The 25,922-nt window shown below is 60.0% G+C and carries 34 protein-coding genes and 1 pseudogene; 9 read left to right on the top strand and 26 right to left on the bottom strand.

The genetic code is table 11. The features are described from left to right. Both ASE79_RS07265 and ASE79_RS07260 read right to left on the bottom strand, forming a co-directional pair. The gene (locus ASE79_RS07265) at positions 1 to 2,334 is read right to left on the bottom strand and encodes a type IV secretion system DNA-binding domain-containing protein (protein WP_056414068.1); all 2,334 of its coding nucleotides are present in this window, start codon (positions 2,332 to 2,334) and stop codon (positions 1 to 3) included. Continuing rightward, entirely contained in the window at positions 2,324 to 2,581 is a 258-nt protein-coding gene (locus ASE79_RS07260) for a hypothetical protein (protein WP_056414067.1), read from the bottom strand. The genes ASE79_RS07265 and ASE79_RS07260 overlap by 11 nt, the downstream gene beginning before the upstream one ends. 573 nt (positions 2,582 to 3,154) lie before the next feature. Between ASE79_RS07260 and ASE79_RS07255 the strand changes: the two genes are divergently transcribed. Then, complete coding sequence (locus ASE79_RS07255; RefSeq protein ID WP_056414064.1) at positions 3,155 to 3,373, top strand: hypothetical protein; 219 nt, start codon at positions 3,155 to 3,157, stop codon at positions 3,371 to 3,373. 180 nt (positions 3,374 to 3,553) lie between these two features. On the opposite strand, the gene ASE79_RS07250 is transcribed toward ASE79_RS07255, so the two are convergent. The 4 genes from ASE79_RS07250 to ASE79_RS07235 all read right to left on the bottom strand — a co-directional run bounded on the left by ASE79_RS07250 (position 3,554) and on the right by ASE79_RS07235 (position 7,066). Next, the gene (locus ASE79_RS07250; RefSeq protein WP_156359592.1) at positions 3,554 to 4,135 is read right to left on the bottom strand and encodes a hypothetical protein; all 582 of its coding nucleotides are present in this window, start codon (positions 4,133 to 4,135) and stop codon (positions 3,554 to 3,556) included. Positions 4,136 to 4,522: 387 nt separating this feature from the next. After that, a complete protein-coding gene (locus ASE79_RS07245) occupies positions 4,523 to 4,864 on the bottom strand; it encodes a hypothetical protein (RefSeq protein WP_056414058.1) in 342 nt (113 codons plus the stop codon). 573 nt (positions 4,865 to 5,437) lie between these two features. Next, positions 5,438 to 6,538 (bottom strand): DUF2493 domain-containing protein, encoded by a 1,101-nt coding sequence (locus ASE79_RS07240; protein WP_082445155.1) that lies wholly within the window; start codon positions 6,536 to 6,538, stop codon positions 5,438 to 5,440. An 81-nt stretch (positions 6,539 to 6,619) separates the two neighbouring features. Further along, positions 6,620 to 7,066, bottom strand: a complete 447-nt coding sequence (locus ASE79_RS07235; protein WP_056414055.1) for a DUF736 domain-containing protein — start codon at positions 7,064 to 7,066, stop codon at positions 6,620 to 6,622. Positions 7,067 to 8,189: 1,123 nt separating this feature from the next. Between ASE79_RS07235 and ASE79_RS07230 the strand changes: the two genes are divergently transcribed. Together ASE79_RS07230 and ASE79_RS20885 are read left to right on the top strand one after the other, a co-directional pair. Beyond that, entirely contained in the window at positions 8,190 to 8,666 is a 477-nt protein-coding gene (locus tag ASE79_RS07230) for a hypothetical protein (protein WP_056414052.1), read from the top strand. 134 nt (positions 8,667 to 8,800) lie between these two features. Next, the gene (locus ASE79_RS20885; protein WP_200910334.1) at positions 8,801 to 9,013 is read left to right on the top strand and encodes a hypothetical protein; all 213 of its coding nucleotides are present in this window, start codon (positions 8,801 to 8,803) and stop codon (positions 9,011 to 9,013) included. Between the two features lie 16 nt (positions 9,014 to 9,029). Here the strand turns inward: ASE79_RS20885 and ASE79_RS07225 are convergent, their stop codons facing one another. From ASE79_RS07225 to ASE79_RS07215, 3 genes are all read right to left on the bottom strand, one after another. Next, on the bottom strand, positions 9,030 to 9,437 hold the full coding sequence (locus ASE79_RS07225; protein ID WP_056414047.1) for a response regulator: 408 nt from the start codon (positions 9,435 to 9,437) through the stop codon (positions 9,030 to 9,032). 335 nt (positions 9,438 to 9,772) lie between these two features. Beyond that, positions 9,773 to 10,198 (bottom strand): type II toxin-antitoxin system VapC family toxin, encoded by a 426-nt coding sequence (locus ASE79_RS07220; protein WP_056414044.1) that lies wholly within the window; start codon positions 10,196 to 10,198, stop codon positions 9,773 to 9,775. Next, a complete protein-coding gene (locus ASE79_RS07215; protein WP_056414041.1) occupies positions 10,198 to 10,446 on the bottom strand; it encodes a type II toxin-antitoxin system Phd/YefM family antitoxin in 249 nt (82 codons plus the stop codon). The genes ASE79_RS07220 and ASE79_RS07215 overlap by 1 nt, the downstream gene beginning before the upstream one ends. 135 nt (positions 10,447 to 10,581) lie before the next feature. Between ASE79_RS07215 and ASE79_RS07210 the strand changes: the two genes are divergently transcribed. Further along, positions 10,582 to 11,070, top strand: a complete 489-nt coding sequence (locus ASE79_RS07210; RefSeq protein ID WP_056414039.1) for a hypothetical protein — start codon at positions 10,582 to 10,584, stop codon at positions 11,068 to 11,070. 14 nt (positions 11,071 to 11,084) lie between these two features. On the opposite strand, the gene ASE79_RS07205 is transcribed toward ASE79_RS07210, so the two are convergent. From ASE79_RS07205 to ASE79_RS07200, 4 genes are all read right to left on the bottom strand, one after another. Further along, positions 11,085 to 11,279, bottom strand: a complete 195-nt coding sequence (locus ASE79_RS07205) for a hypothetical protein (protein WP_056414036.1) — start codon at positions 11,277 to 11,279, stop codon at positions 11,085 to 11,087. 302 nt (positions 11,280 to 11,581) lie between these two features. After that, positions 11,582 to 12,601 (bottom strand): hypothetical protein, encoded by a 1,020-nt coding sequence (locus ASE79_RS20880; protein WP_156359590.1) that lies wholly within the window; start codon positions 12,599 to 12,601, stop codon positions 11,582 to 11,584. A gap of 219 nt (positions 12,602 to 12,820) precedes the next feature. Then, positions 12,821 to 13,315 carry a hypothetical protein gene (locus tag ASE79_RS20875; RefSeq protein ID WP_156359589.1) on the bottom strand — a complete coding sequence of 165 codons (495 nt, stop codon included), beginning with the start codon at positions 13,313 to 13,315 and terminating at the stop codon, positions 12,821 to 12,823. Then, positions 13,312 to 13,935 (bottom strand): hypothetical protein, encoded by a 624-nt coding sequence (locus ASE79_RS07200; protein ID WP_056414034.1) that lies wholly within the window; start codon positions 13,933 to 13,935, stop codon positions 13,312 to 13,314. The genes ASE79_RS20875 and ASE79_RS07200 overlap by 4 nt, the downstream gene beginning before the upstream one ends. Positions 13,936 to 14,193: 258 nt before the next feature. On the opposite strand from ASE79_RS07200, the gene ASE79_RS20870 reads away from it, so the two are divergent. Continuing rightward, positions 14,194 to 14,460: a hypothetical protein gene (locus tag ASE79_RS20870; protein ID WP_156359588.1), complete on the top strand. Its 267-nt coding sequence runs from the start codon at positions 14,194 to 14,196 to the stop codon at positions 14,458 to 14,460. Continuing rightward, complete coding sequence (locus ASE79_RS20865; protein ID WP_156359587.1) at positions 14,457 to 14,618, top strand: hypothetical protein; 162 nt, start codon at positions 14,457 to 14,459, stop codon at positions 14,616 to 14,618. Before ASE79_RS20870 ends, ASE79_RS20865 begins: the two co-directional genes overlap by 4 nt. Here ASE79_RS20865 and ASE79_RS07195 read toward each other — a convergent pair. The 11 genes from ASE79_RS07195 to ASE79_RS07145 form a co-directional block, all read right to left on the bottom strand. After that, complete coding sequence (locus ASE79_RS07195; protein ID WP_156359586.1) at positions 14,615 to 14,980, bottom strand: hypothetical protein; 366 nt, start codon at positions 14,978 to 14,980, stop codon at positions 14,615 to 14,617. The two genes, ASE79_RS20865 and ASE79_RS07195, sit on opposite strands and share 4 nt — an antisense overlap. 321 nt (positions 14,981 to 15,301) lie before the next feature. After that, entirely contained in the window at positions 15,302 to 15,691 is a 390-nt protein-coding gene (locus ASE79_RS07190; protein WP_156359585.1) for a hypothetical protein, read from the bottom strand. Between the two features lie 33 nt (positions 15,692 to 15,724). Next, complete coding sequence (locus ASE79_RS07185; protein ID WP_056414025.1) at positions 15,725 to 16,126, bottom strand: hypothetical protein; 402 nt, start codon at positions 16,124 to 16,126, stop codon at positions 15,725 to 15,727. Positions 16,127 to 16,263: 137 nt separating this feature from the next. Continuing rightward, positions 16,264 to 16,851 carry a hypothetical protein gene (locus tag ASE79_RS07180; RefSeq protein WP_056414023.1) on the bottom strand — a complete coding sequence of 196 codons (588 nt, stop codon included), beginning with the start codon at positions 16,849 to 16,851 and terminating at the stop codon, positions 16,264 to 16,266. Continuing rightward, the gene (locus tag ASE79_RS07175) at positions 16,848 to 17,108 is read right to left on the bottom strand and encodes a hypothetical protein (protein WP_056414020.1); all 261 of its coding nucleotides are present in this window, start codon (positions 17,106 to 17,108) and stop codon (positions 16,848 to 16,850) included. Before ASE79_RS07175 ends, ASE79_RS07180 begins: the two co-directional genes overlap by 4 nt. Positions 17,109 to 17,137: 29 nt before the next feature. Continuing rightward, positions 17,138 to 17,359: a hypothetical protein gene (locus ASE79_RS07170; RefSeq protein ID WP_056414017.1), complete on the bottom strand. Its 222-nt coding sequence runs from the start codon at positions 17,357 to 17,359 to the stop codon at positions 17,138 to 17,140. Position 17,360: 1 nt separating this feature from the next. After that, the gene (locus ASE79_RS07165) at positions 17,361 to 17,735 is read right to left on the bottom strand and encodes a DUF3768 domain-containing protein (protein ID WP_056414014.1); all 375 of its coding nucleotides are present in this window, start codon (positions 17,733 to 17,735) and stop codon (positions 17,361 to 17,363) included. A gap of 20 nt (positions 17,736 to 17,755) precedes the next feature. Continuing rightward, on the bottom strand, positions 17,756 to 18,688 hold the full coding sequence (locus tag ASE79_RS07160) for a hypothetical protein (protein ID WP_056414013.1): 933 nt from the start codon (positions 18,686 to 18,688) through the stop codon (positions 17,756 to 17,758). Position 18,689: 1 nt separating this feature from the next. Further along, positions 18,690 to 20,363 (bottom strand): ATP-binding protein, encoded by a 1,674-nt coding sequence (locus ASE79_RS07155; RefSeq protein ID WP_056414009.1) that lies wholly within the window; start codon positions 20,361 to 20,363, stop codon positions 18,690 to 18,692. A 117-nt stretch (positions 20,364 to 20,480) separates the two neighbouring features. Continuing rightward, positions 20,481 to 20,765 carry a hypothetical protein gene (locus ASE79_RS07150; protein WP_056414007.1) on the bottom strand — a complete coding sequence of 95 codons (285 nt, stop codon included), beginning with the start codon at positions 20,763 to 20,765 and terminating at the stop codon, positions 20,481 to 20,483. A gap of 37 nt (positions 20,766 to 20,802) precedes the next feature. Next, a complete protein-coding gene (locus ASE79_RS07145; RefSeq protein ID WP_162237012.1) occupies positions 20,803 to 22,215 on the bottom strand; it encodes a hypothetical protein in 1,413 nt (470 codons plus the stop codon). Positions 22,216 to 22,322: 107 nt separating this feature from the next. Here ASE79_RS07145 and ASE79_RS07140 point away from each other — a divergent pair, with 107 nt between their 5' ends. The 3 genes from ASE79_RS07140 to ASE79_RS07130 all read left to right on the top strand — a co-directional run bounded on the left by ASE79_RS07140 (position 22,323) and on the right by ASE79_RS07130 (position 24,877). Beyond that, entirely contained in the window at positions 22,323 to 23,381 is a 1,059-nt protein-coding gene (locus tag ASE79_RS07140) for a serine hydrolase domain-containing protein (RefSeq protein ID WP_082445154.1), read from the top strand. Positions 23,382 to 23,387: 6 nt separating this feature from the next. After that, positions 23,388 to 23,798, top strand: a complete 411-nt coding sequence (locus tag ASE79_RS07135; protein ID WP_056413998.1) for a VOC family protein — start codon at positions 23,388 to 23,390, stop codon at positions 23,796 to 23,798. Positions 23,799 to 24,667: 869 nt separating this feature from the next. Next, the gene (locus ASE79_RS07130; protein WP_056413995.1) at positions 24,668 to 24,877 is read left to right on the top strand and encodes a hypothetical protein; all 210 of its coding nucleotides are present in this window, start codon (positions 24,668 to 24,670) and stop codon (positions 24,875 to 24,877) included. Positions 24,878 to 24,909: 32 nt separating this feature from the next. Here the strand turns inward: ASE79_RS07130 and ASE79_RS07125 are convergent, their stop codons facing one another. Then, positions 24,910 to 25,353 (bottom strand): DUF411 domain-containing protein, encoded by a 444-nt coding sequence (locus ASE79_RS07125; protein ID WP_056413992.1) that lies wholly within the window; start codon positions 25,351 to 25,353, stop codon positions 24,910 to 24,912. Positions 25,354 to 25,407: 54 nt separating this feature from the next. Further along, positions 25,408 to 25,909, bottom strand: a pseudogene (locus ASE79_RS22040) (DUF305 domain-containing protein). Positions 25,910 to 25,922: the final 13 nt, after the last annotated feature.

Here is a 25,922-nt window from a genome sequence, read left to right as displayed (position 1 = left end):
TTACATCCCATATCCATCATCAGGGAAGGCATCGCGCGCCTCCCGGATCGACAGGTCCTCCGGCCGTTCTCCGGTGGGCGTAGGATCGTCTTTCTGCCGCTGCTGGTTCTCACTGCGCGCCTGGACGGACTTACCCTCCAGTGACCGTTCGCGGTCCTTTCGATCGTCATCGCCGGAGCGCTCACGCATGTCCTGAAGGAGCACCTGCGGTTCGGTCCTGGCGGTGGCTTCAACGGTTGTCGCGTCGCGCGAATTGTCGACCTCGTTCTCGGTCGGCTGCGATAGAATATTGGTGGCGAAGGTGTTGGCAACGTTTGCCGGCTCAACCTCTTCTTCTGTCAGGCCGGGCATACCGCCACGCCCTACGTCATCACCATCACCCTGCGGCTTGCCACCACCTCCGCGAACAACCTTTCCAGGCTCGTCCGGCTTAGTCGGTTTTCGCTCGATGAAGCCCTCGGCAACGGTCGGGTAATGTTCCCATTCGAGGCGGATGCGCGCAGCAGGGAAGCCATCAGGAAACTTCACAAAACCGTGCAGGCTCGGAAGGTTCATGATGTCGTCGGGGATGACCAGCGGTTCGATCTGTTTACGGGGGGTCAGGGTCGAGGCGTCGCGGGTGTTGTTGTACCCATAGCTATACCCCTCATCCATCTGCCGGATCTCGCGGTTGCCGATGTAGCGGGCACCCTGTTCGGCGGTGTCGAGGTCGGCCGCGGCGAGGATCAGTTTGGTGCGTGCGAGCGACGACAGGTTGCGGGCATTTTCCTCGCCGTAGACCTGCGTGAGCTTGTCGAACGAGTGCAACCCGAGCACCATCGCACCACCGAAGTTACGGGCGGTCTGGAGGCCGTCTTCGATAGCCGGAAGGCGGTGGAGTGCGCCCAGTTCATCGAACACGAACCAGGTGCGTAGGTTGCGGGTTTTCCTCATCGTCATCAGCGCGTGAATGGCGAGGTTCGACCAGAGCGTGAGCAGCGCCCGGTTCATCTCGAGGTCGGTGTAGTTGGAGGTGATGAAGAGGATCGAGCCGGGCTTTTTCTCGGCCGTCATCCAGTCCTTGATTGAGTATTGCGGCCCGTCATCGGGCAGGAAGCGAAGCACTTGCGCGTTGGTATTAAAGACGGCTCGGATCGACTCCGCCATCTTGGCGGCCTCAGGCGCCGTGATGGGGTCGGCGATAGTGTTGGCGAGATGTTTGTGAACCAGCTTGAGGTCGGCGGTCATCAGGTTGTCGGCGAGCGCCTGGTTGGACGTCAGTCCCTTCTCGATGAGCTTCATGCACATCTCGATGAAAAGGGTGCGCGCAGCGAGGGCCCAGAACGGATCGGCCGCCCCCCCATCGGAGGGGATCAGGGCTCCAGCGGCAGCGGTAAACTCGCTATAGGTTCGGCAGTCATTGAAGATCGTCCAGGCCGGGCAGCGTGCGTCGGCCGGGTTGAGAATGGTGTCACGTGTCGGGTCGTAGAACGCTTCGACATAGGCCCCGGTCAGGTCGAACACGACGGCGGTATCTTCGCGTTCGCGCATCTCCCGAAGGAGTTTACGGAACACGGTCGTTTTACCGGAGCCGGTGGTGCCGAGCGTCATGAAATGTGACTGTTCGAGACGGTGTGGAAACGGGATACCGGCAACGGTGTAGGGGTGGTGGATCCCACCCATCTTGCGGGCCTTGAACTTCAGCTTCAGGACCTGTTCCGGCGTCTTGTCCGGGAAGAGTTTCGCGGCCTCCTTTACGAACTCGATTCTGTTATGCTGGGCGATCTCGGAATAGAGCAGATCGCGCTCGACCAGCATGGCGCCGCGCTCATGGCGTTCCTGGATCATCGCCTTGCCGCGACGGGCCGAAAAATCGACGTACCAGATCGACAGCGGCACGGTGATGCACGAGGCGATCGCTAGAGACCCCATCAAGCCTTTCACGGCCTTGTGCCAGGCGAGGATCACCTCTGGCACGAACGGGACATAGCCCATGTATGTATGTCGTATGCTGTTGTCCGGCAGGCGCAGGTTGATCTTCTTCATCGCGCCGGGCGAAATCCAATCCCAAAGCGATGACAGGATGCGCATCGAGATTAGCTGAACGTTGTTCTCGTCGAGGGTGATCGACAGGATCGCTGTGTAAGCGATGACGAAGACACCAAGCCACATGTAGACGGGCATTTTGATGCCCTGTAGCCACATCAGGACTTGGGTATTGAGAAGCTGGCTGCCACGGGTGAAGTTGCCCGAATTGCGCGGTGCTTCACCGCGCGCGCTATGGTGCTTCTGTGGGATCGGACGCCGGTCGTTACGGATGTCCTGGCGGGGCGCTTTGGGGTCGTCACGCGCCATGATGAAGCTTCATGCGACGGTCGGCTTCGAGGACGAGCGTCTCACGCAATTCCGGGTGGTTTTCCCGGATGATCGCGTCGATCGCGACCTGCATATATTCCGTTACGCGAAGCTGGCGACGATGGCTCTGGCTCATGAGGGCCGAGCGGCCGAGATGCTGCTCAATAGCGCTTCGGATGATGTCGGACGGCGTGCAGCTCTCGGCTTCCGCCTGAGCATCGATGCGCGTGTACAGGTCGAGCGGCAACCTGACCGAGCATTTACGGAATAGTTTCAACTTCCAGCTCCCTAGCAGGGGGGCTGGTGGACTCTTCGACGGAGTTTCTGTTTAGCCGGGACGCGTATACGGTTCAAGGGCCGTCAGGAGACAGTTCGAGAATATGTACTACGTCGTCCGACGAAAAAACGGCTTATAACCGCCATTCCGTGGGCGTCGGACAATGTCCCGCAATCTGTAGGACATGGTCCGCCGTAACTCGTACTTTCTAAGATGCTGATATTGCTCGGGAAAAGGCAAGCGCAGCTTGCGTAAGGTGTGCTCTACTGTAGTCCCGATTCCTCCGTGCTGCTCTGATCGCCTCGGTCCTTCGTATGGATGTGAAGGGGTTCCGTTTTTCCGCCGGGAAAAGGCCCGCCATCTTGGCGGAATGGGGGGGGTAAACCTGCGCTTCGGCGGGTGTCAGCGGGCCGTTCGCCGATGAACGTCATGGTGTTTCCTTGGGTGCTGCTGGATGCCGTGGTTGCGGTCTTTTCTCGTAATTGATCGAAGGCTATACCGGGGTTGTTCAGAGCCCGATCAGCCTGACCAAAAGGCAAGAATATGGCGAAGTCACTGGACGCTGAAATGGCCGCGATCGAGGCCGAGGAACGCAAGCTGGCAGAGCGTCGAAAGGCGCACCTGAAGAAGTTGCGGGATACGGCGATCGACAAGGTCGAGAAGGTAGGGTTGCTCAAGCTCCCACTGGACCGACTGGAGCGGATTATGGAGGCGGTGAAGACGCTGGGCGTGGATGAGGTCGAGAAGCGGCTGACGGCGTAAGCCGCCGACGTTTTGAGACCGAGGCCCGCTTCAATGGCCGCACGGGTTTGCTACCCTGTGCGGCCATTCTCTTTTCAGCTGAAAAGCGGCGAAGCCGGCTTGGCGGTATCAAGCAAAAAAAGGGACGCACCAGCCGTTAGGCTGGGCGTCCCTTACGTCCTGTTTCGATGTGGCAGGCGATCAGATCCACGCCAGCAGATACTCGCCGTCGGCGGGCTTTAGTGCCGCCATTTTGGAGAGCGTCTCAACGCAATCAGCCATCCCCGGATCGGCATCGAGGCGTCGCCGGATCCGCGGGTCCATCAGGCGTTGCCGCAGCTCTGTCATTGGGACCATTCCGGCGATCGCTCGATCGATGCCAAGGCCATCCAACAGCGTGAGCGCGGCCGGGTTCGCCATTACGATTTCCGGGGCCGCATCGGGGTTCAGGGACAACCGCATCTCTATGTCGCGCGCCCGGTCGGTCTGAGCGATCCGGACCCGTCGCCCAAGGAACTGCGCCTCGTCCAGAATCGCGATCACGGAGGGATCGTGATCGAAGCATCGCGCGATCGTTGCCAGCGACAGATGACAGACACGCGCATCGAACTCGAACCACGGATCGCCCGTCACGCCGTAGACAGGTAGGAGCAACGCAAAGCCCAATCGCAACGCCTGTTCGGCAAGCATATCGCGGAACGCTGCCAACTGGTCAGGGGTGATGACGGCAGCGCTTGGCGGTATGATCGAACGGCCGTCTTCGACGCGGAATGTGATGGTCATGCTGACCTCCTTCATTGAAACCGCAAACTCTTCCCTCCCTCCTCTCCGGAGAGGATGCGGAACGCCGGCAAACAGGCACACCAGTCCAATCGGCGAGGCGTAGCCAGCGCGCGGCCGAAGGGCCGGTGCGTGTAGGCGAGCGAGGCGTATCGGGCAGGGGAAACGGCTTGGCCGGACGGGCGCGGCAGCAGCGCCGGTGCGGGCTCGATGCCCGCACTGGCGCTTCCCCGGCCGATGCGTAGCAAGGGAGGCCCGTAGGGGCCGAACCGACGCGAGCGAGCCGGTCGGGCGGGGCCGCGTAATAGGGCACCGAAAAGGCCACCCGGTCGCCCGGATGGCCCTATAGTCGTGAGACGGTGAGGGGAGGGGCCGTAGCCCCTCCCGAGGTCATTTAATGAACTGAGCGTATGCCGTAAGTGCTGCCCCGACCGCGATCGCGCCAGTCATCAGCGAGCCCAGCCCGATGATGTACCATTTGAGCCCATCGATCGATGTCTGCATGCCCTTGAGGCCGCTATCCAGCTTGACCTCCAGCCCGGCAATCCGCTGGTCGAGTTTGAGCTCGAGTCCGGCGATTTGCTGTCTGAGTGGTTCCACTGCGCGACCTACGGCCATGTCGATCTGCTCCTCGACGACAGCGACTGCCTTTGCAGCTGCTTCGTCCTCGATATTAGCCGATTTCAGCGCTCTGAACAATGAGACCTGCATTTCGTCCTCCTTCTTCTTCAAGACGCATTCCGGATTAGGGCGGCGCGGCGAGGGTCAAGGGATCGCTCTTGCGACCGCTTTAGCGGCGGTAGGGGCAACGATTTTTCGCAGAAAAATGGTGGGACCCTGCCGTGCCTTGAGGCTCGTCGCGCCGCCCGGGATAATAGGACGACTTGAGATAGATTCTTCCTCGCGGCAGCAGCGCCAGGGCGGGCTCGATGCCCGCACTGGCGCTTCCCCGGCCGATGCGTAGCGAAGGGCAGGCCGAAGGGCCTGACCGATGCGAGCGAGCCGGGGCCGGGCCATCCCCGCTCACGACGCCGACCAACTCGCCTGCGATCGCTGCGGAGCTGCGGCAGCGCATTACCGGAGGGGGGAAGGCGATCGGTCGCGCGGCGTCCAGGCGCGGCCCGACGGGGCCGTGCCAAGGATGCCGCGTGGCCGATCGCCTGGCGTGGGGGGAACCGTAGGGTTCCCCCCACAGCAACGCTGACAAAAAAGGGCCAGCGCCGGGGGTCGCCCGTCGCTGGCCTAGTGATTCCTGCCAAGGAAAGGGGAGGGGCGGCGCGTTCTGGGCTGCGCCGCCCGATGGGGTTAGCTGATCGCCTGCCGCTTGGTTGCGGTAGGGGCGGGTGCCTGTCCGTCGATGCGGAAAGCGTGGGTCGGGACGCGGGCGTTTTTCAGCACCTGCAACAGGTTGGATTGCAGCCCGGAACCCTGACAAACGATAGCTTCGACGGGTGCCAGCTTTGCAAGCTGCTCGTTGCGGACGAACCCGGCGCGGTTGCCATAGCGGCCCGTTTGCGGGGTGAAGGCAACCACGGTAACGCCACGGCTCGCCGCCCATGCTGCCGCGATCATATCGCACCCCTTGCGCTGTGCGGTGGTGCAAAGCGTCATGTGGGGCACGCGGGCCTTGATCTGGTCGAGGCGGTCCCAAAGCTGCTGGAAGTCGTGCCACTCTTGGCCGCCCGAAAAGACGACAAGCGGGCCGGTCGGGTTGCGCTTCTCGCGGTGGTCCTGCGCGCGGGCTTTCAGGAAGTCGAGGGCGGCAATCTGGCTTGCGGTGCCTCCGCTCGAAACCTTCGATCCACGCGCGGGGGACCATGGGTGGCCCGACTGCGCGCGGTAGCAGTCGGCGGCATAGTCGCGCATACATTCGATGGCGGCGCGGCGCTCGGTCATGGTCTGCGCGCGGAGTTGCAATTCCTCCATTTCCGTTGCGTAGATTTCCGACGGATCATAGCGGCGCGTCATCTCGCCAAGGTCGCGGCAAAGCGTGTCTTCCTCGCGTTCCAGCTTCTGCGCCTCGAAGTGGAACGAATTAACGAACCCCCATGCAATCGCCTGCGCGCTCGCCTCTAGGCGGGTATCGCGGAACAGGTCAAAAAGGGTCGCCATGATCGCCGCGCAATCGTGCTGCGCCTCGATCGGCTCGGGCATGTCGAGTTCCTGACGCTCGCCGCCAAGCTCGACGATGGAAAGCGCGCCAACGTCGCCGAACGCATCCTGAAAATTGGTGGTCGCGGTTTCCTCGGCGTGGCTCTCGGCAATCTCTGCCGCGCGCGGGTCGCTGGCGTCGTCGCTGGCGGTTTCCGTGGCGGGCGTGGTGTCCGCGTTGGCGTCGGTGCCGTTCAACGCTTCGCCCATTTCGGAAAAGCTGTTAAAGCGCGGGGAGGTCGTTTTCTTGGTCATGGTCTCAACCTTTGGCAGGGATTGCGGTTTAGGGTCGGGGGAGCGTTTCAGCCGCTCTCCCCGCCCGTCTTGGTCGGTGTCTTAGAACGCGGGGATTTCGTCGTTCTGCGGCTCGGCAAGCTGGCCGTTGTCGGTCGCGTTGCCGTTGCCGAAACCGTCGTCGGCTGCCTTGCGGCGGCTCTGGCGGGTGCCGTCCATGTTCTCGCGGCGTGGCTGCGCGCGGTTCCAGACGACTCGGAAACCTTCTTCGTTGTTGCCGAAAAGCGTGATCTGCAACGGCTCGGAAAGGCTCGGGTCGTCCAGCTTACCCTGATAGAAAACCTCGCCGGTCGAATTGCTGGTCAGCTGCCACAGCGCGCCGATCTGAACCCAGCGGCGGGCGACGTTCAGGGTGACGATCTCGAAAACCGGGGCGCGTTCGTTGTTGCTCTCGACGGGACGAAGGCCAAGGCGCGGGAGGTCGATAGTCGCTGTTGCGATCGAACCAACGAGCTGACCGCTGGTGTTCTTGAACTGACCGATGTTCATAGTCTTAACTCCATCTAGGCGGGGGCCTATCCCCCTGTTTGCCGGTGCTTGGGGCCTTTCCCCTCCGGCATCTTATTTTTACCCCCTCCCCTCTACTTAGCCAACCGGATTGATTACTTGACACCATGTCATCGTACACGGTGAGTCCGAGCATAAAAGAGCCCTGACTAGGGGGCGTAAATAACAAATCAAAGACGCATAGACCGCGGTAGCGGGCTATTCTGTTTCTACCGTTCTGATGGGCAAGGTCCGGCCTTTGTTCTCATCGCACCCGGAGCCGTCCTCGCAGGGGCTCAAGAGGCAGGCACGGCCGGCGGGGTCAACATGAATGACGGAGGCTCCGCCCCGCTTGCGGGGTGGAAACCGTAGGGCCTTTAGGCCCGGTATTCTTGTTGAGGCGTCTTCCAATCAAACAAAAACATTGCCCGCTTGCGGGCAATTCAGCTTTGACGCCGCCCCCGCCGGACGGGTCTGGCACGCCGAGACACTGAGAGACGGCGAAGGGTGCGATGAGAACACAGGCCCACAAAGAACACATCATGCGCCTAGCGCATGATTCCACAGCCGCAGGCTGCTTGGCGGTGGTCGTGGTCCTGGACGTGACGTGAGGGCAGGGCGCACCCTCCGCCCCACTCCATCCGCGACAATGGCCGCAGAAGGCTCGTGGAAGCGTTTAAGGACGACGGACAAGGGATCGTGACCCGTAAGGGCGGAGACCCGCTCTTCGCGGGGCTCCGGTCGGCTCTTGCCGACTAGAGCCCGGCCCCGCCCATTTGGGCGGGGTGGCCCCCTTATACCTCCCGCCAGTGCATAGCCGTGGGCCACCGCGTTGATCAGACTGCGCCGAACTTCGCAGCAATCGAGCGACGTCCTTCAGCGTGTCATCGACGCTGACCATTTCTTCGTTTCAGATGCGCTTTTATGAGTCTCCTGCCGACTTCGCGCGTTTGAGTAACGGCGTGTCAAAAGGGGGCAGGGGACGCGCCGAGGGGTAGAGCCAGACCTTCAATCTAAGCCGTTATAAAATAGTGATAATACCTCGTGTAATGCGGAAGCGCGGCGTCAGATCGCGGGTGTCAATGACAGCAATAAGCAATGCTCGCGACCGAGAAGGACCATCCATATGAACTACGACGAGATGCTACATACGTTGGAGGAGCATCACCGAAGGATCATCGACGGGATAGGCAAAATCGAGAGGCATTGCGCGGCGTCCTGCCCCGGCAGCGATCAGTTGGCCAAGGATCGACAGAGCCTTACCGACGCCAGCCTCGCACGATCTAAGTTCGTGAGTGAGACGGTCGTACCTGCCTTGCTCGAAGATGCGGATACAGATCTGCGAAGCGCGCTATCCGATCTCTTGGTCGCCCTGACCGCAAAACGGCTGATGTCGAATGCGCACATTGCCAAATGGACCTACGCCTCGATCGAGGCCGACTGGGCAGGCTATTGCTCCGGCGCTCGCGATATCTGGGCGATGATGAAAACTCAGATAGAGCGTGAACGACGTGCTCTTATCACGCAGCTGCGGCTGCGTTCGGCAGACAAAAAAAGGGCCAGCGTGAGCCGGCCCGGAGAGTTTTTAGGAGAGGATGCCTGAAAGGCGTCCCTATGCTGCAATTGCGAACATCGTTTTGCAACAGCGAACAGGCTTGAACCCGACATTTTTCGGGCGATATCGCGTGCTAGCCGATGCCCGTGTCCTGCGTCGCTGATCGGCTATCCGGAGGGGCATTGAGCGACACACGTATCGGAACGGTTGAGCGGGCATTTCAATTGTCGCGGGAAGGGGCCTGTCGTTCAATTTCGGACATTCGCGATCGCTTGAGTGCCGAAGGCTATGAAGGCGTATTCAGCCACCTGAATGGCATGAGCATAAGGCGTCAGTTAAACGCCGCCCTCGAAGCCCGCGGCGTAGCTGCCACCATGGACACCGACGACGAGTAGGCCCGCATGGTCGTCGTTAAACGGCCGTTTTTAGCGGATCTGGTAGCTTGCCGTCGGGCAGGGTCTCGCGAAGATGGCCATGGATCATCTGCGCATTGAACGGCTTCGAGACGAACGTCGCCTTCTCGGGAAGGTCACCCTCTTTCGGCTGGAGATGACCGCTACCGATGACGATCTCGATCCAGGGATAGTTTTCAGCGACGTGATGGGCGAGCGTGAACCCGTTCGTGTCGCCCGGCATGTCGACGTCCGAGAAGAGCAGGGTGATGGTGTGGGCGTACTCCGGGAGCATAGCGATCGCAGCATCGCCGTCATCCGCCTCATAGGTGCGGAAGCCTGCATCTTCGAGAATAGTCGTGACATCTATGAGGATGAAAGGGTCGTCATCGACCGCAAGCGCATAGGGGACTGTGGAGGTTGTCATTTAGACAGAACACGACAGCCAGCAAAACGGGCCAGTTATTATTGCTGATGCCCTTTTCCTCTCATAGCTCGACTTCTTGCTTCGATGGCCTCCGCGAGGCGAGCTGCAGCGAGCGTCGCCCCAACTTCTTGGTCGAGCAACGCCAGTGCCATCTTCATCAGGTTCAGCGGTACATCCACCGGCTGCCGATCGGCAAAAGGGAGTCCGGAAGCGCGTCAGTCATCCAACCTCCAATCCCTTGATCGAGATTAGATGGCTTTTGATGAACGCTTCCGAAATCGTGCGCCGGATGCGCGTCGCAACCCTTGGGTCTGCGTATCTCGGAGTGGTGTTGTTCAGTCGGCGAAGGTCCAGGGGTCGAGGAGTGTCACGCCGGTTCCCGCAAAGTCGGCGAGGTTCCTTGTGACAACCGTTAGATCGTGCGCGAGCCCCGTTGCCGCGATCCACGCGTCGCGCTCGCTTTTGGTTTCCGGGACGTGCAGCCGCGCGCAGCGCAGCGCGATCGCCGTGTCCACAGGCAGGACGCGACCGGTGAACGCCGGCATAACCTTCTCGTGAAGCCAGAGCCGTAGCACGCCCGCCTGTCTAGAATCGCGTCGTTCGAGTAGCGCAATGCCGAGCTCGACTTCCATGATCGTAATGACTGAGAGGTACATGTCGGCTTGATCGACGCTGCTCGCCCATGCTTCCACAGCTGGATTGATCTTTCCGCTGCGGCGCTTGCGCAGTTCGGAGAGGACGTTGGTATCGAGCAGGTACATCAGTCGAATACTGCCGGCCGCGGGAAGGATTGCGGTCGGGTGAAGTCGACCTCGATATCGCCGACCTCGTCCATGTCCAGCGCGTCGAGGATGTTGCCGGGGGGTGCCTTTAGCCGCTCATATTCAGCAAACGGCAGCACCGCGATGATCGGCCGACCGCGCTCGGTGATGATGACGGGACCGTCCACGGCAGCGCGCTTTATGCGCCCCGGTTCGCGATTGAAGTCGCGACTGGAAAAAGTTTGCATTTCGGGTTGACCTTGTTTGTCGTGACGTACAGACATTGCCGCAGGTGGCGGAATTGTCAATGTTCGTCATGCGGCCATGAAACCGGGCGCGTGACAGTCGGAGCAAGTCCGAGGCCTCACCCGAAGGAGAATATGATGAAGGTCCAGGACATGATGCGGGGGTACGATTACGACCTGCCGCTGCTCGACGTGCTGAACAACAATGAGAAGGACGACAACGGCGATCCGCAGGTATCGGTCGATCGCAGGGTGCTTGCAGGCGCCACGGTCGGCATCGGCCTCGACGTCGCCTATCTCGCGATCACGGAGTTGCAGGAGGCGTTTACCGCGCTCGCGAGCGACGTTCGCAACACGACGGGATACGGAGAAGGCTACAAGGATATCGAGGAGATCCTGCGCGACAAGAACCCGTACCAGATGCGCCTTTGGTATCTGCTGTACGACACGCCGATCGAGCAGGCGATCACCGAGTTGGCCTGGCTGCAGAGCTTGACGTATCGTCGTGGCCGGATGTGCAACGTAATGCGTGAGCAGAAGCTACCGGTGCTGTACGCGACGAACGCTGAACTGTGTGAAGGCCGCGCGGCTGCGCAGATCATAACCAATGTATCGAGCGCAGGCTGACAATCGACGCCCGGTCAGGCGACCAGGGCGAGAAGACTCTCCGGGTGATGTGGCCGGCACCGGGAGACGCGGAAGGGCTGGATGGGATTGTCGGTGCGGACCACGAACTGGTCGACCCCGGTATTCTCGCGAAGCTGAATGGCGACGGCGTAGGCGTTCTCGAATGACGCGAGCGACCTGCGACGAGCTGAGAGTGCGATGACGGTCATGTTGATGTCCCTTCGGGGTTGATGTCCTTCGGGTGAAGTCCTTCGGGTGGTGTGCCGTATGGCGGGTGGAACGGCCGGAACGGCTCGTTCATGGAAAATTGAGAATGAACCTTATAACGGGGGTGGGGACCGGAATCGTCGCTAACGCGTTGAGCCTGTCTATCCACCGTTTCGACGGAGGATCCTTCGATCGACGGGGTCGGGACCGCTGCTATCGGTTCCGGCCCCGTTATCGTTTCAGCGCAAGAGGGGATTGGTGCAGCTCGGATAGGAGCCGCTCGATGTAGCACATCTATCGAAAGTTACGCGTCGGGCCATAGCCGCGAAATTTGTTCCGATGAGGAAGAGCCGATGGAGCTGCTGGCAAACCATTCGAACCGACGCTCAAAACCACCCTCATCTCGCGCGACTAAGTCTTGGTCCTCAAAACAGTACGTTGGCATCAGTCCTGCCTCTCTGTTCACCCAATCGCACATCCCAACGAGCCAAGAGACGTTGCAATTCCGCAAACATGCTTGATGGTGTTCAGATGCGTCATTCACAGCTTGACGGGCTTGGCGCAGGCGAAGGTAAGCGCTGGCCAAACTGCGCATGTCGGTCGCTTTTAACAGGCGCTGTGCTTCGGCTAGATGGTCGATGGCTAAACCGAGTGCTGCTTGAGGGGTTTTGCCGAAAAACATGTCGGGGAAAGGGATTCTTGCGATCTCTATGACTTCGACGTCACGGTAACTTTCTTCGCGTCCTAACCGGTTTATGCGCGTTTTGGTTCTCCCACGTTCCCGAGTAAATCGGCCCTCCGAGCGACGAGCCGCGTCAGTTAAAACGCGCGACAGGTTTGGAAAGGCAAGACGAAAGTGGCTAAGCCATGACCCAAGCTCTCTAGCTCGAGTATGCCATTCCGCTACTATCGGAGAGATCGCAGCAATGGCTTTCAAAGCTGGATCAATACGAGCGATATAAGTTGCATGCTGAACGCGTCGCTCATAATCGGCTAACGCAGTTTGCCAAGCACCTTCACCGAACCGCGTTTCTCCACAGTTTATGCCGATGAGAGCTTGTTGACCGTCTGCCAGCGCTACTCGGAAGCCACGGTTGTGAGCTTGGTGTTGAGGGCACACGGCGCAGCGAACCTTCTCTCGGTTGGCGCCCTCACGTGTATCATAGCTTAGAACTATTGATGCAATGATGGCGCCCACCGGTAGCGGGAAGACCAAACTTTTAACGTCGACGAGCTCCGTTGCAGTCAAGCCTGCGTCGTCTAGTGCTTTTGCTTGAGCAGATCCTTCATCTTGAATCAGTTTTGATACTTCAACTTCGTCCAAACCTACAGTCCTTCGATTGTTTCGTTAAACAGCAAGATAGTTAGGGTATGTAAGGCAGCTCTATCGCGTTGTCCGGGAACTGGTATCGAGGTTGTCGGCAATACGTAGGGGTATGTCAGCTTTTCCAGACTGTCCCCCGCACGCCAAGTAATACGTCCATGCTACCGCTGGGATGCCTTTGAATGTCGCCCACTTAGAGAAAGCGGTTCATGTGCTCGTTCATCGTGCCCAAAGCGTTGTGTGCAAGGTCCATACCCTCGGCGTCAGGTCCTGGCTCAAATATGGTAATAGCCTGTTACCCTCAGTAAGCCAGTCAGAGTAATCTCTAAGTGCTTTGCTCTGTGCCCGATCTATGTCTGCAAGGTCATCGATTATTTCTTGATCGAACAGCCAACCTGCAATCACGTGAAGATCATGAAGTCGCCGTTCCCATGGAAATTCAGTCGCGCCCGCAAGGTCATGCAGAACGTGAGCTTGCACTCGCCATTCACGTTGTCGACGCATAAAGGCGTCTGTATAATCAATCATCCACGTCGTTCGTTTCTCGACTATACTGAGAGATAATTGACGCTCGGCTACAGCGATTTGTTGCCTACTTGAGTTTCGATTGATTGAGTTAGCAGCACGGCTGACCACGATACCCGCAATCGTTATGAGAAGGCCCACTCCTGCAATAGAAGCTGCTCCTAAGGCTATCAGGTCGGCTGTGTTCATGGACTCGTCGACTTACGCGGTGGCAATAGGCCAAGTGGACCTCTTCTTTTTTCTCTCATGAACTTAACGGGAGATTGTTTTGTCTTTCCAATATCGCCTACATAGAGATAGTCACTTAGATATTCTTGAACACCACTCTGCCTATTGCTAACATCCCAAGCGAAGGTACTGCATTCCTTGGCGGCCTCGAAGTCTCCCTCACGGGCGGCCATCATCTTACCATACAGCAGATTGTCAGCCTCGATCATATTCGCCATGAGGATGACCATCTCCTTTCCAAACAGCCAGCTGGCCTCGGTTTCCAGCTGCCACAGTTTACTGAGATTTTCGGGATTGTCGGGCATCTTGCCCGTCAGTATCACTTCAACTTGATCGCGGCGTTCTTGGCTTCTGCCTTCTAGGGCTAGTTTTACGCGATCATACCACTCAGCGCGGCGTTGCATTAGCTCAAGGAATAGCTTGCGTTCCGCCAGCTTGGCTTGAGTGTTTTGGATGCGCCACGTCAGAAGGATACCGCACGCCGTTACGACGTAGGCAAAGCTAACAGGAGGGAGAACGACGACTGTGGCGCTGACAACCGCCGCCAAGATCAAAACGGCAATCACAATAAAGTCTAGCATACCCTTATCGTAGCGACGTTTGCTCGGTTGGGTAGAAGCGATGACTACAATGCGACCCGACTCCCCTTCCGTTCTGCGGCTTGTCGAGGATCCTCGCGCCCAAGACGTATGCCGCGTTGCCATTTTATCACTGCGGCAGGAATCTAACAGTGCCCCCCTTGCAACTATCAGGGCAATCTAAGAAGGGTATCGATGGTGTAATTTTTCGCCCGTGACAGATGACATTCTGTCTTCGCTGGCTTTTGGAAAGGCATTGCCATGTTCGGCTACCATTCGAGCGTTCGTACTAAGTTCGCTAACTTCGTCCTACTCGCTGTAATTCGCCTACGGCATGTTGACGGTACTGTCAATAACAATGGCTTTGTTCGTCAAACGTACGATTGCGCGGTCATTGCGAGTTTTCGTACCTTCATGATTGCTGGGTACGTTGGCGTTGTAAACCGGCTTATTCCCGGCTTCTACGTTGATCGTTCAAATGGTGGCTTTGGCGTACTTTTCGATGTTCGTCGCGAGTATGCGGCATGAACCGGTGGAAATGGCAGGCGCTGTCGGAAATCGTCCGTGCGCTGATTGCGAAGGGTCAGTACGGCTATGCGTGCCTAATCATCATGACGGTTCTGCTGGTATCCATCGCTGTACCGGTAATCAGCGTCGTGCAGGTTGCGGGGCGTATCGGGCATTAATACGGTTGGCATTCACCAATGCGTTCATCGGGCTTGCTGTCGATATTCAGCACCGTGCGTTTGAACTGCCGCGACTTTTTATCGATCATGTCGACGCTCGCATAATGCAGCGTTTTTCCTGACATATCGGTTTCGCCGTAATCGGAGGCGATGAACACGACTGCCGCTGCATCGTTTTGCGCGAGCGTGTAATCGGATCCCCACACGCTTTCTACGTGAGAGCGGAATATGCCGAAATACTCCGTTACTTCGGTCTTGCCGACAAAGCCGGGGAAGGTGCATTTCCACCGTTCCTGCGCGGTATAGTAGGGCGGCGCTTTGACGGGCTCAGCTTGCACCATAGCTAGTAGCATCAACAGCACGTTATACTCCCCATGAACCCGGACCCTAACAGGCCATCAGTACAGCGCCAGTCCATCAGCAGGGGGGCGCGCGGTATCACAAGCCACGACGGTCCTAGGCCCATGCTTCCCGTGCAATCCTCATTACTGGGTTAAGCACTACTCGCTTGGCTTTGAAACGCATCGGTGGTTCAGAACGGACGGTCCAGGATTGCCCATGCAAGATAGGTGCCCATTACTACCTTAAGTCATTGATTTAACATAACTATTATTATCGGTCTTGGGCTCTCCAACCTTCCTGCAGCTAACTCGCGCGGCGATCATACGCGCGCCTGGTCCCGATTACGCTCGTGGACGCCTATGCTCACGCCACTCGTCGATCCGGTCGAGGAGCTTCGGGGCGGTGTAAATGAAGAGCCCCAACAAGAAGAAGAGGGCGCTACCGAGCAAGTTCTCCGGTAATCTGTGCGGGAATGCGCCTTCCCACATCAAACCAGTGTAAATGCAGGCGAAGCCGGTGAGATAGACTACAGCGGCAAAACCCGATGCTGCCATCATCACGACTCCCACAGAGCCGATACCATGGGCATCGATCTCGCCTGTCAGCCTCTTAAACATCGCAAAGAGGTAGAGGATGACTGAGAGAAATATAGGCAGTCCCGCGACCATCTGAAGCCATTCAATGGCAACAAACTCGCCGAAGGGGCCGGAGCCGAGTGCTGAACCCACCATCGTCATTCTCCCTCATTTCTATCGGTACATCCTTCACCCTCCCCTCTCAATGACGCGTCGCTCCCGCTCGTGCCGCAGTCGATCGACCACCATGACATCTGCGTGGGATTGGATCAGCCGATCGAGCGCGTCGTCAGGCATGGATCGGGGATCGAGCCTTGGCCCCTTGGTCTTGGGTCCATTCCGTCCCAAAGCTATCAGGTGTCGGCGGTTGCGTACTTCGACTAGCAACGCGCCGCGCTCTGCCCTGCTGAAGGCACGATCAAGGCCGTAGAGCCAGCCCGCCCCGGCTTCGACCAGCATCGTCTCACAGCGCTCAAGATCGTCATCGTGCCGGCATTCGCGAATGCGTTCGACGGTCAGGGCGCGTGCAGTCTCACAGGTTCGCCGATAATGATCGCTGCAAGGGCTTTCGAGCGCGAAGAGGCGGTGCATATATCGAACCCACGCACCCATGCTTTCCCAAGCGAACGCCTTCGCTTTAGTCCTCTCGTCCCGACGGTAACTCCGTGCGGGCGGTAGCGTCCGGGGCGGTTGCCGATCGCCGTAGAAGAGGTCCGGCTGCCGGACACTCATGTCAGTGGCCGCAGGTCTCGGACTTCGACCATGTGGATCTTCGCCGTGCGCTCAGCACCGACCGCGTCGAAAAAGACGTAGCAATGGTCAGCAAATGTTGAGCCGCAGAGACGCCAGATGACGCCGTGTCGGCCAAGATAGCGCTGTATGCCAAAGGCGGGATCAACGGAGCCTGGTGCGTCGGCAAGCGTGACCCGTTGACGAACGGTCAGCCAGTTGGCTGCCCCTTCGACAATCGTTCGCCTCTGCCGCAGCGTCAGGATCGATGGCCGATCGCTGCGAGCTGGACCAAAGGCGGCCATCGGATCGTCTTTGATCCGGTCCAGCTTCGCTGGGACCGTCTCGACCGGCATGTGTTCGACGACTGGTGCGGCGGGATTGCGGCGGTAATGGATTGTCGCAGCGCTGGTGAAGAGATCCTGTTGATAGCCGACGATCCTGCGCCGGCGTTGCTCATCGGCATATTCCGCCCGCCAGCGATCATCGTCGCTCAGTGGCCTCGGGGCGGCCTGATCGCGGACGATCGTCATCAACTGGTCGAACTCGCCCTCCGGGACGGTCGCAAGCCGCGGGTTATAGATCATCGCAGCACGCGGGCGATGTGGCCGGCATAGACTGCGACCGCCTTCCAATAGGCAGCCATCGGTGCCTTGTGGCGACGCCAGCAATCCTCGGCACGGACCAGGGCGTCGCGGCGCAGATCCATGAGGAGTGCGCGAAGCTCGGCGCGAAGCGCCGGGCTTAGACCCTCAAGACGTGTGGCGGCAGGCAATGCGAGAACAGGATTGCGGACACCCGCGCGGCGCGCGCGGTCGGCTGCGGGTGAAGCGTCTGGGCGCATTTGGCGATTCTCTCAAAGATTGGCGAAGGTCACAGCATCAGGCCTACGGGGTCGCTGCTGCGCGAGGCCGCGTCGTACCCCCGCTGCCATGCCGCCCTCAGGCGACTGCCCGACCGATGGCTGGGCGTCTCGTTGCCCATGACGAAGCATCGCCAACCTGCCTTCTCAGCCTCCCAGTCCTCGTCGACTGGAGCTGGCGCAAGCAGCGTCATCAGGTCGAGACAGCGGCCGGGTGTCGTGTCTGTGACCATTTCAGAGGTCCTCACGGACCATGATCGTCAGCACGCGGCGGGTGATGCTGGCGTTGGCGGGATCCTCCGAGCCGTACTCGAGCGCGGCGTCGTAATAGTCGATCCGGAAGTAGACCCGCGTCCCTTCGAACTCGAAATCGCCGCGGTCCCGCTCGGCCGCATTGTCAGCCGAAAACTCATGTCGTCGAACCGTAGCCAACAGTCTCGCCTGAACGACGATCGTCATAGGGCTATCGCCTGAGGCAAATGTGTCAAGGCAGGTCCGCGTCACCATGATCCTGGCGGTACGGTCGTGGCCCTGGCGGCAACGGTCGTTGAGACGGGCGATAGTCGCGAGACGCACGTCGGCGCTCGCCAGCTTGTGCTGTGCGATCATGGCATTGTCCTTCGGGTGGGTCAGGCAGCGAGCAGAGGGCGCTCGATCGCGGCTACGCCTGCGTTGAAACGGTCGATCCAGTCCCGCATTGTCGGGCGTTCCTCGATCGGAATTGAGGCCGCGACGTCTTGAAAGCGGATCAGATCGGTTGGCGCGGTATTCCAGATGCGGTCGACCTCGCGCGCGGGCAGCAGCCCCTCGTTACGAATGAAGTCTGTCATCCGGCCTGGTCGCGCTTTCGTGCCTTTGCGCCATAGACCCTCGACCGTGTGCAACCGTGGGGCGGCGCGAGCCTCGACCAGTACGATCAGGCGCAAACACCAGCGCGGAAGGTCGCGAATCTCCTGCGGCTGGTTCGCAATGCAAATCCAGCACGCAGACTTGGGCGGGACCGGCAGGCCCTCTGCCACGATCCGAGCGACACAAGCGTCCCGGTCCCATCCCCACTCACGCAAGGGGTACTCGCAGGCATAAAGCGGGTCATCGATCGACAGGGCATGATTTGCGCGCGCCGTGTCACGCGGCCCCGCGTCATAGCCGATGAGGCGTGTGACGCGTTGACCGCGGCACCATGCATCGATCGCCGGCTGCCAGGTGGCGAGGAAGGCATCCTGCGGGGCCTTCTTGTATTTCAGGCTGCAGCTCGACCCGCCCATGCTCTTGCTCGGGAGCGTTGCGTTGGTGAGGCACATCTCCAGCAACCCGTAATAGGGCGGCCAATGCTTGAAGCGCTTGGGCAGGTAGGAAACGATTTCGTGCCGAATCCCGCGTGCGTCCATCCAGGCGCGGATGACGTCGAGGTAGGCGTAGGTCGCCGGCTTCTCGACCCCGGTATCGGCAGTCAGCACGAGATCGATCCTGTCGCCACGGGCGACCTTCTCGATCAGGAGGGCAGTGCTGTCGACGCCGACACCGTATGCGAGGACAACTGGCGCTGGAGGTGGGCCGTCCATGTCACTCGGCCTCCGGCGTGCGTTCGGCGACCGTCACTACCAGTCCGTCGCGGGTCATCGTAACCGTCACCCTCCGGTCGGACGGCACCAGCCACGGATAGGACGACAAAAGCGACCGCACCCGGATCTCGATAGCCGCGTCGCTGCCTTCGAGGATACCGACGACACGTTTGGTCGCATCGCGGACGAAGCGGCTGCGCTGCGTATCGTGGCTGTCAGCGTCGCTGTCGCTATTCGGATCGAAAGCCGCGCGTTGAAGCAGCTCCACGACATCCCCGCTGTCCAGTTCCGTCTCCCGTCTGACGAAGACCGCCAGATCGTCGATATGGCTCGATAGGTCGTGGTCCGCTGCAAACGCGAGGTCGGCCGCGCACCGAACGTCGATGTACGCACCGCCATGAGACACCGTTGCGATCAGATCGAGTGTGTCGACGTATCCGTTATCGACGTCGGCCGGGGCGCCGGAGTCCGCATCAACAGCAAAACAGCGACCGTCCTGGATGATCTCGAAACCGATCATCTCGACGCGTGCCAGCGTGTCGTACCAGCGATAACCAGTAAACGCGGGCTCCTCGCAAACCAGTTCGCCGCCAAAGGGGGAATGCCGGGTAAGCGCCAGCGCGGCCGGCTGGGCGATCAGCGCGTCGATCGGAGGCATGATGACCATCGACGAGGTCGAGACGCGCGTACCGCTGAGGTAATTCTCGCCATAGTCGGCATGAGGGGCGATCCAGCCCAGCAGATATGGTTCGGCCTCGGCGATCTCAATGCCGATCGACCGCGCCTTCGACCATGAGTCAAACGACAGCCGGTGCGCAGGCTGCGCGGCGATGGTGCGGAAGATGGCCGCGGTGATCGCGGTACGCAGCGCCTCAAGCGCAGCATTCTGCACCGCTTCCTTGCGTGCCGGCAGGACCAACTGGATCGCGGGACAGTCGACGATGTCGACCCGGGCGTTCCAGGCTTGGCCGCGTCCGACCTCGCCGATGCCGCTCATCGGGAGCGGAATGGTGACGCCGTGGAAGTTCAGGCGCGGATCGCCACTACGGCTGTGCGCCGACTCCTCGCGGAAGATGCCGATCCGACAGCCGTTCCACTCTTCGACGAGTATCGCGCCCGCGAGCCAGCTTTCCTGTTCGACCGGCTCGCCGTTGAAGGTCACCGGCAACGGGTAATGTCGTGCGACTTGCCGGATGGCGCCTTCCAGCCCGTCGGACCATTCCTGCGGCATCCGCACCGTGATGGCGGTGCCTCGGGCAATGGGATCTTTCGAGACGACGATCGGGCGGCTGCTTTCCCATGCGCCGGCAGGAATGTGCGTCATCCATCCCTGCCGTTCGGGCTGCGACCAGGAACGAATGATGACGTCTCGTCCAGCGAGGCTGAAAACGCCCATGCCGGCAGGATCCTCGTTGGTCTTGGTTTCCTCTGACCAGCCGGACCGGCCCAACGTCACGACCGCGGCGGGATCTGCAATGCCGCTGCCATCGTCGACGATGTGGATCAGTCGGTCACTCCCCTTGCCGGCTGTGGTGACGGTCACCGAGCCGGCACCGGCGCGACGTGCGTTCTGGAGTAGCTCGCTCAAGACGTCGTGCGCGGATCCGTTGAACAGCCGGCCGACCTTAGCGATGGTTTCGGGTGCGACGCTGGTGGCGATCGTGGCAGGGAGCATGGCGGTGTCCTCAGGCTCGGCGGGGCCATTCCCCGCATCTGCCTGTCACCTCCCCCTCCCTCCTTGAGCCCTGGGCCTCCCCGGTCGGCCTCTGCGAAAGGCCGGTCTCACACACGTCTATTCGTAATGCGGACGGTTCACAGGAAAGCGCTCAGGCGGCAGCCCGGTAAAGGAGAAGGCACGGAACCGACCTCCGTCGTAAAGAACAGACTCCACGCTACGCCGGTGCTTCTGGAGACGGTCGAGCAGCCGATTAGCGCGACGCACGGCGGTGATCGCTGCTTCATCGGTGAGGTAGAAGCCGATGGCGCGGACGAAGCGGCCAGAGCTGAAATACCAGCCGCCCTCCTCCGGACCGCCATATTCTCGGTCGACTTCGTAGAATGCGACGATGGAACGCATGGTGATCTTCCTTCAATAAAAGTCGGGTCGACGTCGCTCAGGCGTGGCGGCTTTCGGCAGATGCGAAGACAGACCAGAGGTGAGCCTCCGCATCGATGAGGTGGTCGAAGCTCTGGCTGGTGTTGCTGACGTCGACGATCCAGCCGGTCCCATATGCCTGGACAAAGCCGACCGAGTAGACCCGGCCCGCGCTATCCGAAGGTGGGATCGTCGCCAGATCGCGCCCCGCAGCAGCCAAGCTCTGCACGTCGCGGCCCGTGACACGCCAATCGTCGAACCGGCTCCCCTCGCTGGAGGCTGTCAGATAATGGCGGGTCGCGACCGACCAGGCCGCGTTGACATGGTGAAGGTCAGAGCCAAGGGCATCAGCATCGCCATTGCCGACGATCGTCGGCGAGCGCGTAGCCTGCCACGCCTCTAGCATGACCATGTTGGCGTCGACGAAATCATGCGACGCACAGACGCGAGGCTCGATCGTCTGGTTTCGCACTCGCATGTCGCGCCACTCGGCGGGATCTAACTGTTCTGCGATGAGGTGAGCGAATGCGCACGCAAGCGTCTCAATTGCGATATGGCCAAGCGCTTCGGCGTAGTCATCGCCTTCGTAGATGACCGTCAGTTCACCGATCGCGTCACGCCGGCTGAAGGTGAACCTTGCAGCCTCGGGAAATTCGCGCATCGCCGGCAGTTCGTAGTCGACCCAGATCTGTGCGGCCTCGCCCATCGGACCAACGCATGGTCCGAAGCTCGGCGCCGTCTCGTGGCGCCAGCTCATCTCCGACCATTCGGACGGGATCGGCACCATCGTATCGATTGGATAGTCAGGAAAGAACTCTGGCCATGTCGGCATCGCCTCTTGGGTGGCGAAACCGTTGGACAGACATACCAGACCATCGGCGGTGCCAATTCGTCGATATGCCTCGATGGTCTCCGCATCTTCATCGGCGCCGGCCATCAGCTCGGCCAACACGTAAGGCCAAGCCGATACCGGCACGCGGACGTTGAGGAAGCCGTTCCAGGTCGTGTCATCGGTGAAGCCGGGGAACGTCGGCCCGTCCCCAAATGACCACGCGATCGAGCGCATACCGTTGTGTTGCCGCGTATTGTCCAAGGCCTCGGGACCGCCGTCGAGGTGCGCCAACGCCCGCGCGAACGCGGACTGGTGCTGAAACCGACCCAGCGCCGACAGGACGTCGACATAGGCAGACCGTGCCTCGTCAGTCTGAAATTCGTGATCGGTTGCGTCACGTGCAGAGAGATACTCGCGAGCAAGCGTTACCGGGTCCGTCCGGATCGTCTCTGCAAAAGTAGCGATGTAGCGGATGCGCATGGGGAAGGATCCTGTCCGGTCTATTCCGGTCTCTCTTCCCCAACCCCTCTCCTCTCCTGTGCCGTTTCGGCTGTTCAGCGGGATACGTCGCCCCTCGATGACCGGCTCATGACTGGTCACGCTCTCGCCCTAAGCGTTCTGACCTTCTCGAATGAGACTCGGTTCTGGAAAGGCTATCCGGGGAGGTTTTGCTCGCATATGTCACTGAATAGACAGGGGGGAACTGCATGATCGATAGACGTATGTTGATGGTGAGCGGCCTAGCGTTTGGTGCAACAAGCGCGCTGGCGGTGAAACCATCGTCCGCTGCAAAGCGCGCCGCAATTGAAGCGGTCCAGTTACCATCGGGCTTCAATGGCTCGTTCGCCTACGCCCGGGGCGGGAAGATCGAGCATGCTCGGTACGTCGGCATGGCCGATGTCGAAGCGGGTAAAGCCATTTCACCCGATACCCAGTTTAAATGGGGCTCTGCATCAAAGTGGTTGGCGAGCGCGACCGTGCTTCGCCTCGTTGAACAGAAGCGGTTGTCTCTCGACGCCCCGATCACGGCGTATCTCCCGGATTTTCGGCGCGACACGGGCGAGCAGGTACTGTTGAAGCATGTGCTATCGAATACCAGCGGCATCCCGGACTTATTAACCCGCCAGCTTGCCAAAGAGCCGGCTTTGCGAACGACGGACGCTAGCGCGGCTACGATGGTCGCGCGGTTTGGTGATGGCGACTTGTCGTTCGTGCCGGGAAAGGGGTGGGATTACGGTGCGATAAACTGGGCCATAGTAGCGGCGATTATCGAGCGGGTTACCGGTGAAACGTTCCCACAATCGGTTGCGAAGCTGGTACTTCGCCCACTCAGCATGACAGCGACTGGGTTTGTCCAACCAGGCCAACCGCCGATGCCGAACCTGGCTGCTGCGTACGGCAGTTCAATGCCGCCTGTGCGTAAGATGGCCCCGAACCCGTCCTTTATTGCAGCAAGCGGGAATACGGCCAGTACCGTGCGCGACGCCGTACGTGCCGCACACGGTATCTTTCATGACTCCCTCCTCAGTGCCGCCTCTCGACGTGATCTCACGACGATTCAATGGCCAGAAGAGGACTATGCGCTGGGCGGGCGAGTACACTCGATCGACGGCAATGTTTGGGCCTGGGAGACGGGTAAGGTTCAGGGGTACCGCGCCCTTATCTCGCATCGTCTGGATCGGAGTGAGACGATTGTGATCTTCAACACAACGGACCTTGCACAATCACAACTCAGTACCTGGGCTGAAGCCATAGCTCGCGCTTAAAACGCGATGGCGGAAGGTGAGTTTGCTATGATCCCGAAATTGCGCGTCGCACGACCTACCGACGACGTCACAGCGTTGATCCCCTTCTACCGCGACGGGCTTGGGCTTGACGTTCTCTACCAGTTTGACGGTCACAACGGCTTCGATGGCGTGATGATCGGGAAGTGCGACGCTCCCTACCATTTTGAGTTTACCAGAGCAGAAGGTCACACCGTCGGGCGCGCCCCTTCGCAGGACAACCTTCTTGTCTTCTATGTGCCCGACCCAAACGACTGGCAATCCGCGATTGAACGGATGACGGCTGCGGGCTTCCAGCCTGTCGCCGCGTTCAATTCCTATTGGGATGAAAATGGCTGCACATTCGAAGACCCGGACGGGTATCGTGTGGTCATACAGCAGGCATCCTGGAGCATGTAGAGCCGCCTGCTTTCACGCAAGGGATTGAGCTTCGGTGAGCACGAACTGCTGCTGCCGGTCGCTGCTAGGGTGCGCCCTTTCAGCCGCAGGCATCCATCAGGGCCTCTGCGTATTATCCGGACACAGATTCACGGTAGGAATCGTTTGGCCTGAAAGCGCCCAGTGTCGAACGCTAAGCTTGGCGATCCGCGCAACGAACGCACCCTTTCGTTAGGCGCGATCATTCCCGTTTTCCCATCTCTGATTGGCAATTTTGGGAAAGAGCAATTGGGAACAGATTTTGGGAAAAAGGGGATGGCGCGACGGCGACCGGTGCAATCGCCAGGGCGACTTTCCTCCTGTGGGTTCCTAATCGGGAAAGCCACGGCAGACATGCTCTCTCCGATCCATGCGCCCGAGCACCGGTGCACAAGTTGGCAGGTCGGGCGTCCGATACCCTTGGCGCGCCGATTGACAATCGAGCTGACACATGTCGTTGAGAGGTGTGGAATATACCTCGCGCCTTCTTTCGCAACTACTCCGTATTGCGGGTCTGACTGTGCTTGCGGGTCTGTTGCTCATGCGCCTTGGGCCGTTTTGTGAAGTCGCTGCTCAAGCCGCGCCGATCGCGTCAACGATGGCCGGCTGCGAGGACGGCAAGGGATCGTCGACACCCAAGAAAATGATCCCGCAAGCCGCCTGTGCTACGCCCTGCGTGGCCGTCCCCGGTGAAGCCCTTGCGCCCGTCGATTTCCGTCCGATGCTGCCGATCGCACCTTGGCCGTCGCGGGCCTCAAGCATGGACGGTTGGTCTGTCCCGCTACCGACCCCTCCTCCGCGAACCGTGTGACGCTCCCAACAGCTCACATATTCAATCGACGGAGATTTTGATGACCAAGTTCAAGCTGATCGGTGCCGCACTGGCGCTCGCCCTTCCCACTGCCGCGTTCGCGGCCGGCTCCTGCTGTGCCGATATGGCATGCTGCAAAGAAGGTGCTGAATGCTGCAAAGATGACAAAGGCGACTGCTGCGCTGACATGAAGAGCGGCAAGCATGGGGACCATGCCGGCCACGACATGTCGGGCATGCCGAAGAAGTAGTAGGAGGGGGGAGGCGTTCGCGCCTCCCCTTTTTAATGACGGGCGAACACCTTACGCCCGGCTGGTCCGAACGCGATCACCTCATAGGGCTGTGCTTTCATGCCCGGCATTTCCATGCCTGGTGACCCCATCGGCATACCCGGCACGGCAAGCCCGTTTACGCCTTTAAGATGCTGGGCAAGGACCCGTTTCATGTCGGCAATCGGAACATGGCCCTCAAATGTCATGCCGTCGACTATCGCGGTGTGACATGAACTGAGGTCGGCGGGGACGCCCATCTTGCGCTGAAGCACATCGCGGCGAGCGTCATCGATGATCTGCACGTTGCGCCCGAATTGCTGACGAACCTGCTTGGCCCACTGCTCGCAACAGCCACACCCTGGATCGCGGTGCATGGCAATGCTGTTCGCCGCGACGGCCACAGCCGGGGTCATCATCGCTGCGGCAACGATCGCACTCCGGATCGAAAACTTCATCGCTAAACTCCTTTGGTGAAGCCCCGCCCAGGGGCGGGGTTCCTGCCAGTGTCCTTATTGGGCGCGCTTGCCGTGTGACTTGAGCCAGCCCTGAAGCTCGGCGATGTCCTTTTCCTGCTTCGTAATGGTCATCTGTGCCATGCGCTTCGTGTCGGCATCCTTCGCGTCCCGAAGCGCCACGCGCGACATGGTAACGGCTCCACGATGATGTTCGATCATCTTGCGGGTCCACATCTCCGATGCGTCTCTTCGCGTCCCGAAGCGCCACGCGCGACATGGTAACGGCTCCACGATGATGTTCGATCATCTTGCGGGTCCACATCTCCGATGCGTCTCCCTGCTTCGCCGACATCATCTTCTGATGCATGTCCATCTCAGAGGCGGCATAAGGATTGCTCGGATCATTCATCATCTTGGAATGGTCCATGCCCTGCATCTTGGAATGGTCCATTCCCTGCATCTGGCTATGATCCATGCCGGCCATGCTGCTCTGTGCCGCAAGCGGACTGGCGGCGAGCGCTGCGGCTAACATGCCGATCGTGGTAATGGTCTTCATGGTCGTTCTCCCG

The sequence above is a fragment of the Sphingomonas sp. Leaf28 genome (assembly GCF_001421685.1).
Classification (GTDB): Bacteria; Pseudomonadota; Alphaproteobacteria; order Sphingomonadales; family Sphingomonadaceae; genus Sphingomonas; species Sphingomonas aurantiaca.
Note: the sequence above shows the minus strand (reverse complement) of the source record. Positions and strands in the feature narration are given on the sequence as shown.

What these genes read in the sequence shown, in the direction of transcription:
- ASE79_RS07265 (WP_056414068.1), bottom strand. Translation starts at nt 2,334, where the DNA reads ATGGCGCGTGACGACCCCAAAGCGCCCCGCCAGGACATCCGTAACGAC.
- ASE79_RS07255 (WP_056414064.1), top strand. Translation starts at nt 3,155, where the DNA reads ATGGCGAAGTCACTGGACGCTGAAATGGCCGCGATCGAGGCCGAGGAA.
- ASE79_RS07250 (WP_156359592.1), bottom strand. Translation starts at nt 4,135, where the DNA reads ATGACCATCACATTCCGCGTCGAAGACGGCCGTTCGATCATACCGCCA.
- ASE79_RS07240 (WP_082445155.1), bottom strand. Translation starts at nt 6,538, where the DNA reads ATGACCAAGAAAACGACCTCCCCGCGCTTTAACAGCTTTTCCGAAATG.
- ASE79_RS07235 (WP_056414055.1), bottom strand. Translation starts at nt 7,066, where the DNA reads ATGAACATCGGTCAGTTCAAGAACACCAGCGGTCAGCTCGTTGGTTCG.
- ASE79_RS07230 (WP_056414052.1), top strand. Translation starts at nt 8,190, where the DNA reads ATGAACTACGACGAGATGCTACATACGTTGGAGGAGCATCACCGAAGG.
- ASE79_RS07225 (WP_056414047.1), bottom strand. Translation starts at nt 9,437, where the DNA reads ATGACAACCTCCACAGTCCCCTATGCGCTTGCGGTCGATGACGACCCT.
- ASE79_RS07220 (WP_056414044.1), bottom strand. Translation starts at nt 10,198, where the DNA reads ATGTACCTGCTCGATACCAACGTCCTCTCCGAACTGCGCAAGCGCCGC.
- ASE79_RS07215 (WP_056414041.1), bottom strand. Translation starts at nt 10,446, where the DNA reads ATGCAAACTTTTTCCAGTCGCGACTTCAATCGCGAACCGGGGCGCATA.
- ASE79_RS07210 (WP_056414039.1), top strand. Translation starts at nt 10,582, where the DNA reads ATGAAGGTCCAGGACATGATGCGGGGGTACGATTACGACCTGCCGCTG.
- ASE79_RS07205 (WP_056414036.1), bottom strand. Translation starts at nt 11,279, where the DNA reads ATGACCGTCATCGCACTCTCAGCTCGTCGCAGGTCGCTCGCGTCATTC.
- ASE79_RS20875 (WP_156359589.1), bottom strand. Translation starts at nt 13,315, where the DNA reads ATGAACACAGCCGACCTGATAGCCTTAGGAGCAGCTTCTATTGCAGGA.
- ASE79_RS07200 (WP_056414034.1), bottom strand. Translation starts at nt 13,935, where the DNA reads ATGCTAGACTTTATTGTGATTGCCGTTTTGATCTTGGCGGCGGTTGTC.
- ASE79_RS20870 (WP_156359588.1), top strand. Translation starts at nt 14,194, where the DNA reads ATGTTCGGCTACCATTCGAGCGTTCGTACTAAGTTCGCTAACTTCGTC.
- ASE79_RS20865 (WP_156359587.1), top strand. Translation starts at nt 14,457, where the DNA reads ATGAACCGGTGGAAATGGCAGGCGCTGTCGGAAATCGTCCGTGCGCTG.
- ASE79_RS07190 (WP_156359585.1), bottom strand. Translation starts at nt 15,691, where the DNA reads ATGGTGGGTTCAGCACTCGGCTCCGGCCCCTTCGGCGAGTTTGTTGCC.
- ASE79_RS07185 (WP_056414025.1), bottom strand. Translation starts at nt 16,126, where the DNA reads ATGCACCGCCTCTTCGCGCTCGAAAGCCCTTGCAGCGATCATTATCGG.
- ASE79_RS07180 (WP_056414023.1), bottom strand. Translation starts at nt 16,851, where the DNA reads ATGATCTATAACCCGCGGCTTGCGACCGTCCCGGAGGGCGAGTTCGAC.
- ASE79_RS07175 (WP_056414020.1), bottom strand. Translation starts at nt 17,108, where the DNA reads ATGCGCCCAGACGCTTCACCCGCAGCCGACCGCGCGCGCCGCGCGGGT.
- ASE79_RS07170 (WP_056414017.1), bottom strand. Translation starts at nt 17,359, where the DNA reads ATGGTCACAGACACGACACCCGGCCGCTGTCTCGACCTGATGACGCTG.
- ASE79_RS07165 (WP_056414014.1), bottom strand. Translation starts at nt 17,735, where the DNA reads ATGATCGCACAGCACAAGCTGGCGAGCGCCGACGTGCGTCTCGCGACT.
- ASE79_RS07160 (WP_056414013.1), bottom strand. Translation starts at nt 18,688, where the DNA reads ATGGACGGCCCACCTCCAGCGCCAGTTGTCCTCGCATACGGTGTCGGC.
- ASE79_RS07155 (WP_056414009.1), bottom strand. Translation starts at nt 20,363, where the DNA reads ATGCTCCCTGCCACGATCGCCACCAGCGTCGCACCCGAAACCATCGCT.
- ASE79_RS07150 (WP_056414007.1), bottom strand. Translation starts at nt 20,765, where the DNA reads ATGCGTTCCATCGTCGCATTCTACGAAGTCGACCGAGAATATGGCGGT.
- ASE79_RS07140 (WP_082445154.1), top strand. Translation starts at nt 22,323, where the DNA reads ATGATCGATAGACGTATGTTGATGGTGAGCGGCCTAGCGTTTGGTGCA.
- ASE79_RS07135 (WP_056413998.1), top strand. Translation starts at nt 23,388, where the DNA reads ATGGCGGAAGGTGAGTTTGCTATGATCCCGAAATTGCGCGTCGCACGA.
- ASE79_RS07130 (WP_056413995.1), top strand. Translation starts at nt 24,668, where the DNA reads ATGACCAAGTTCAAGCTGATCGGTGCCGCACTGGCGCTCGCCCTTCCC.
- ASE79_RS07125 (WP_056413992.1), bottom strand. Translation starts at nt 25,353, where the DNA reads ATGAAGTTTTCGATCCGGAGTGCGATCGTTGCCGCAGCGATGATGACC.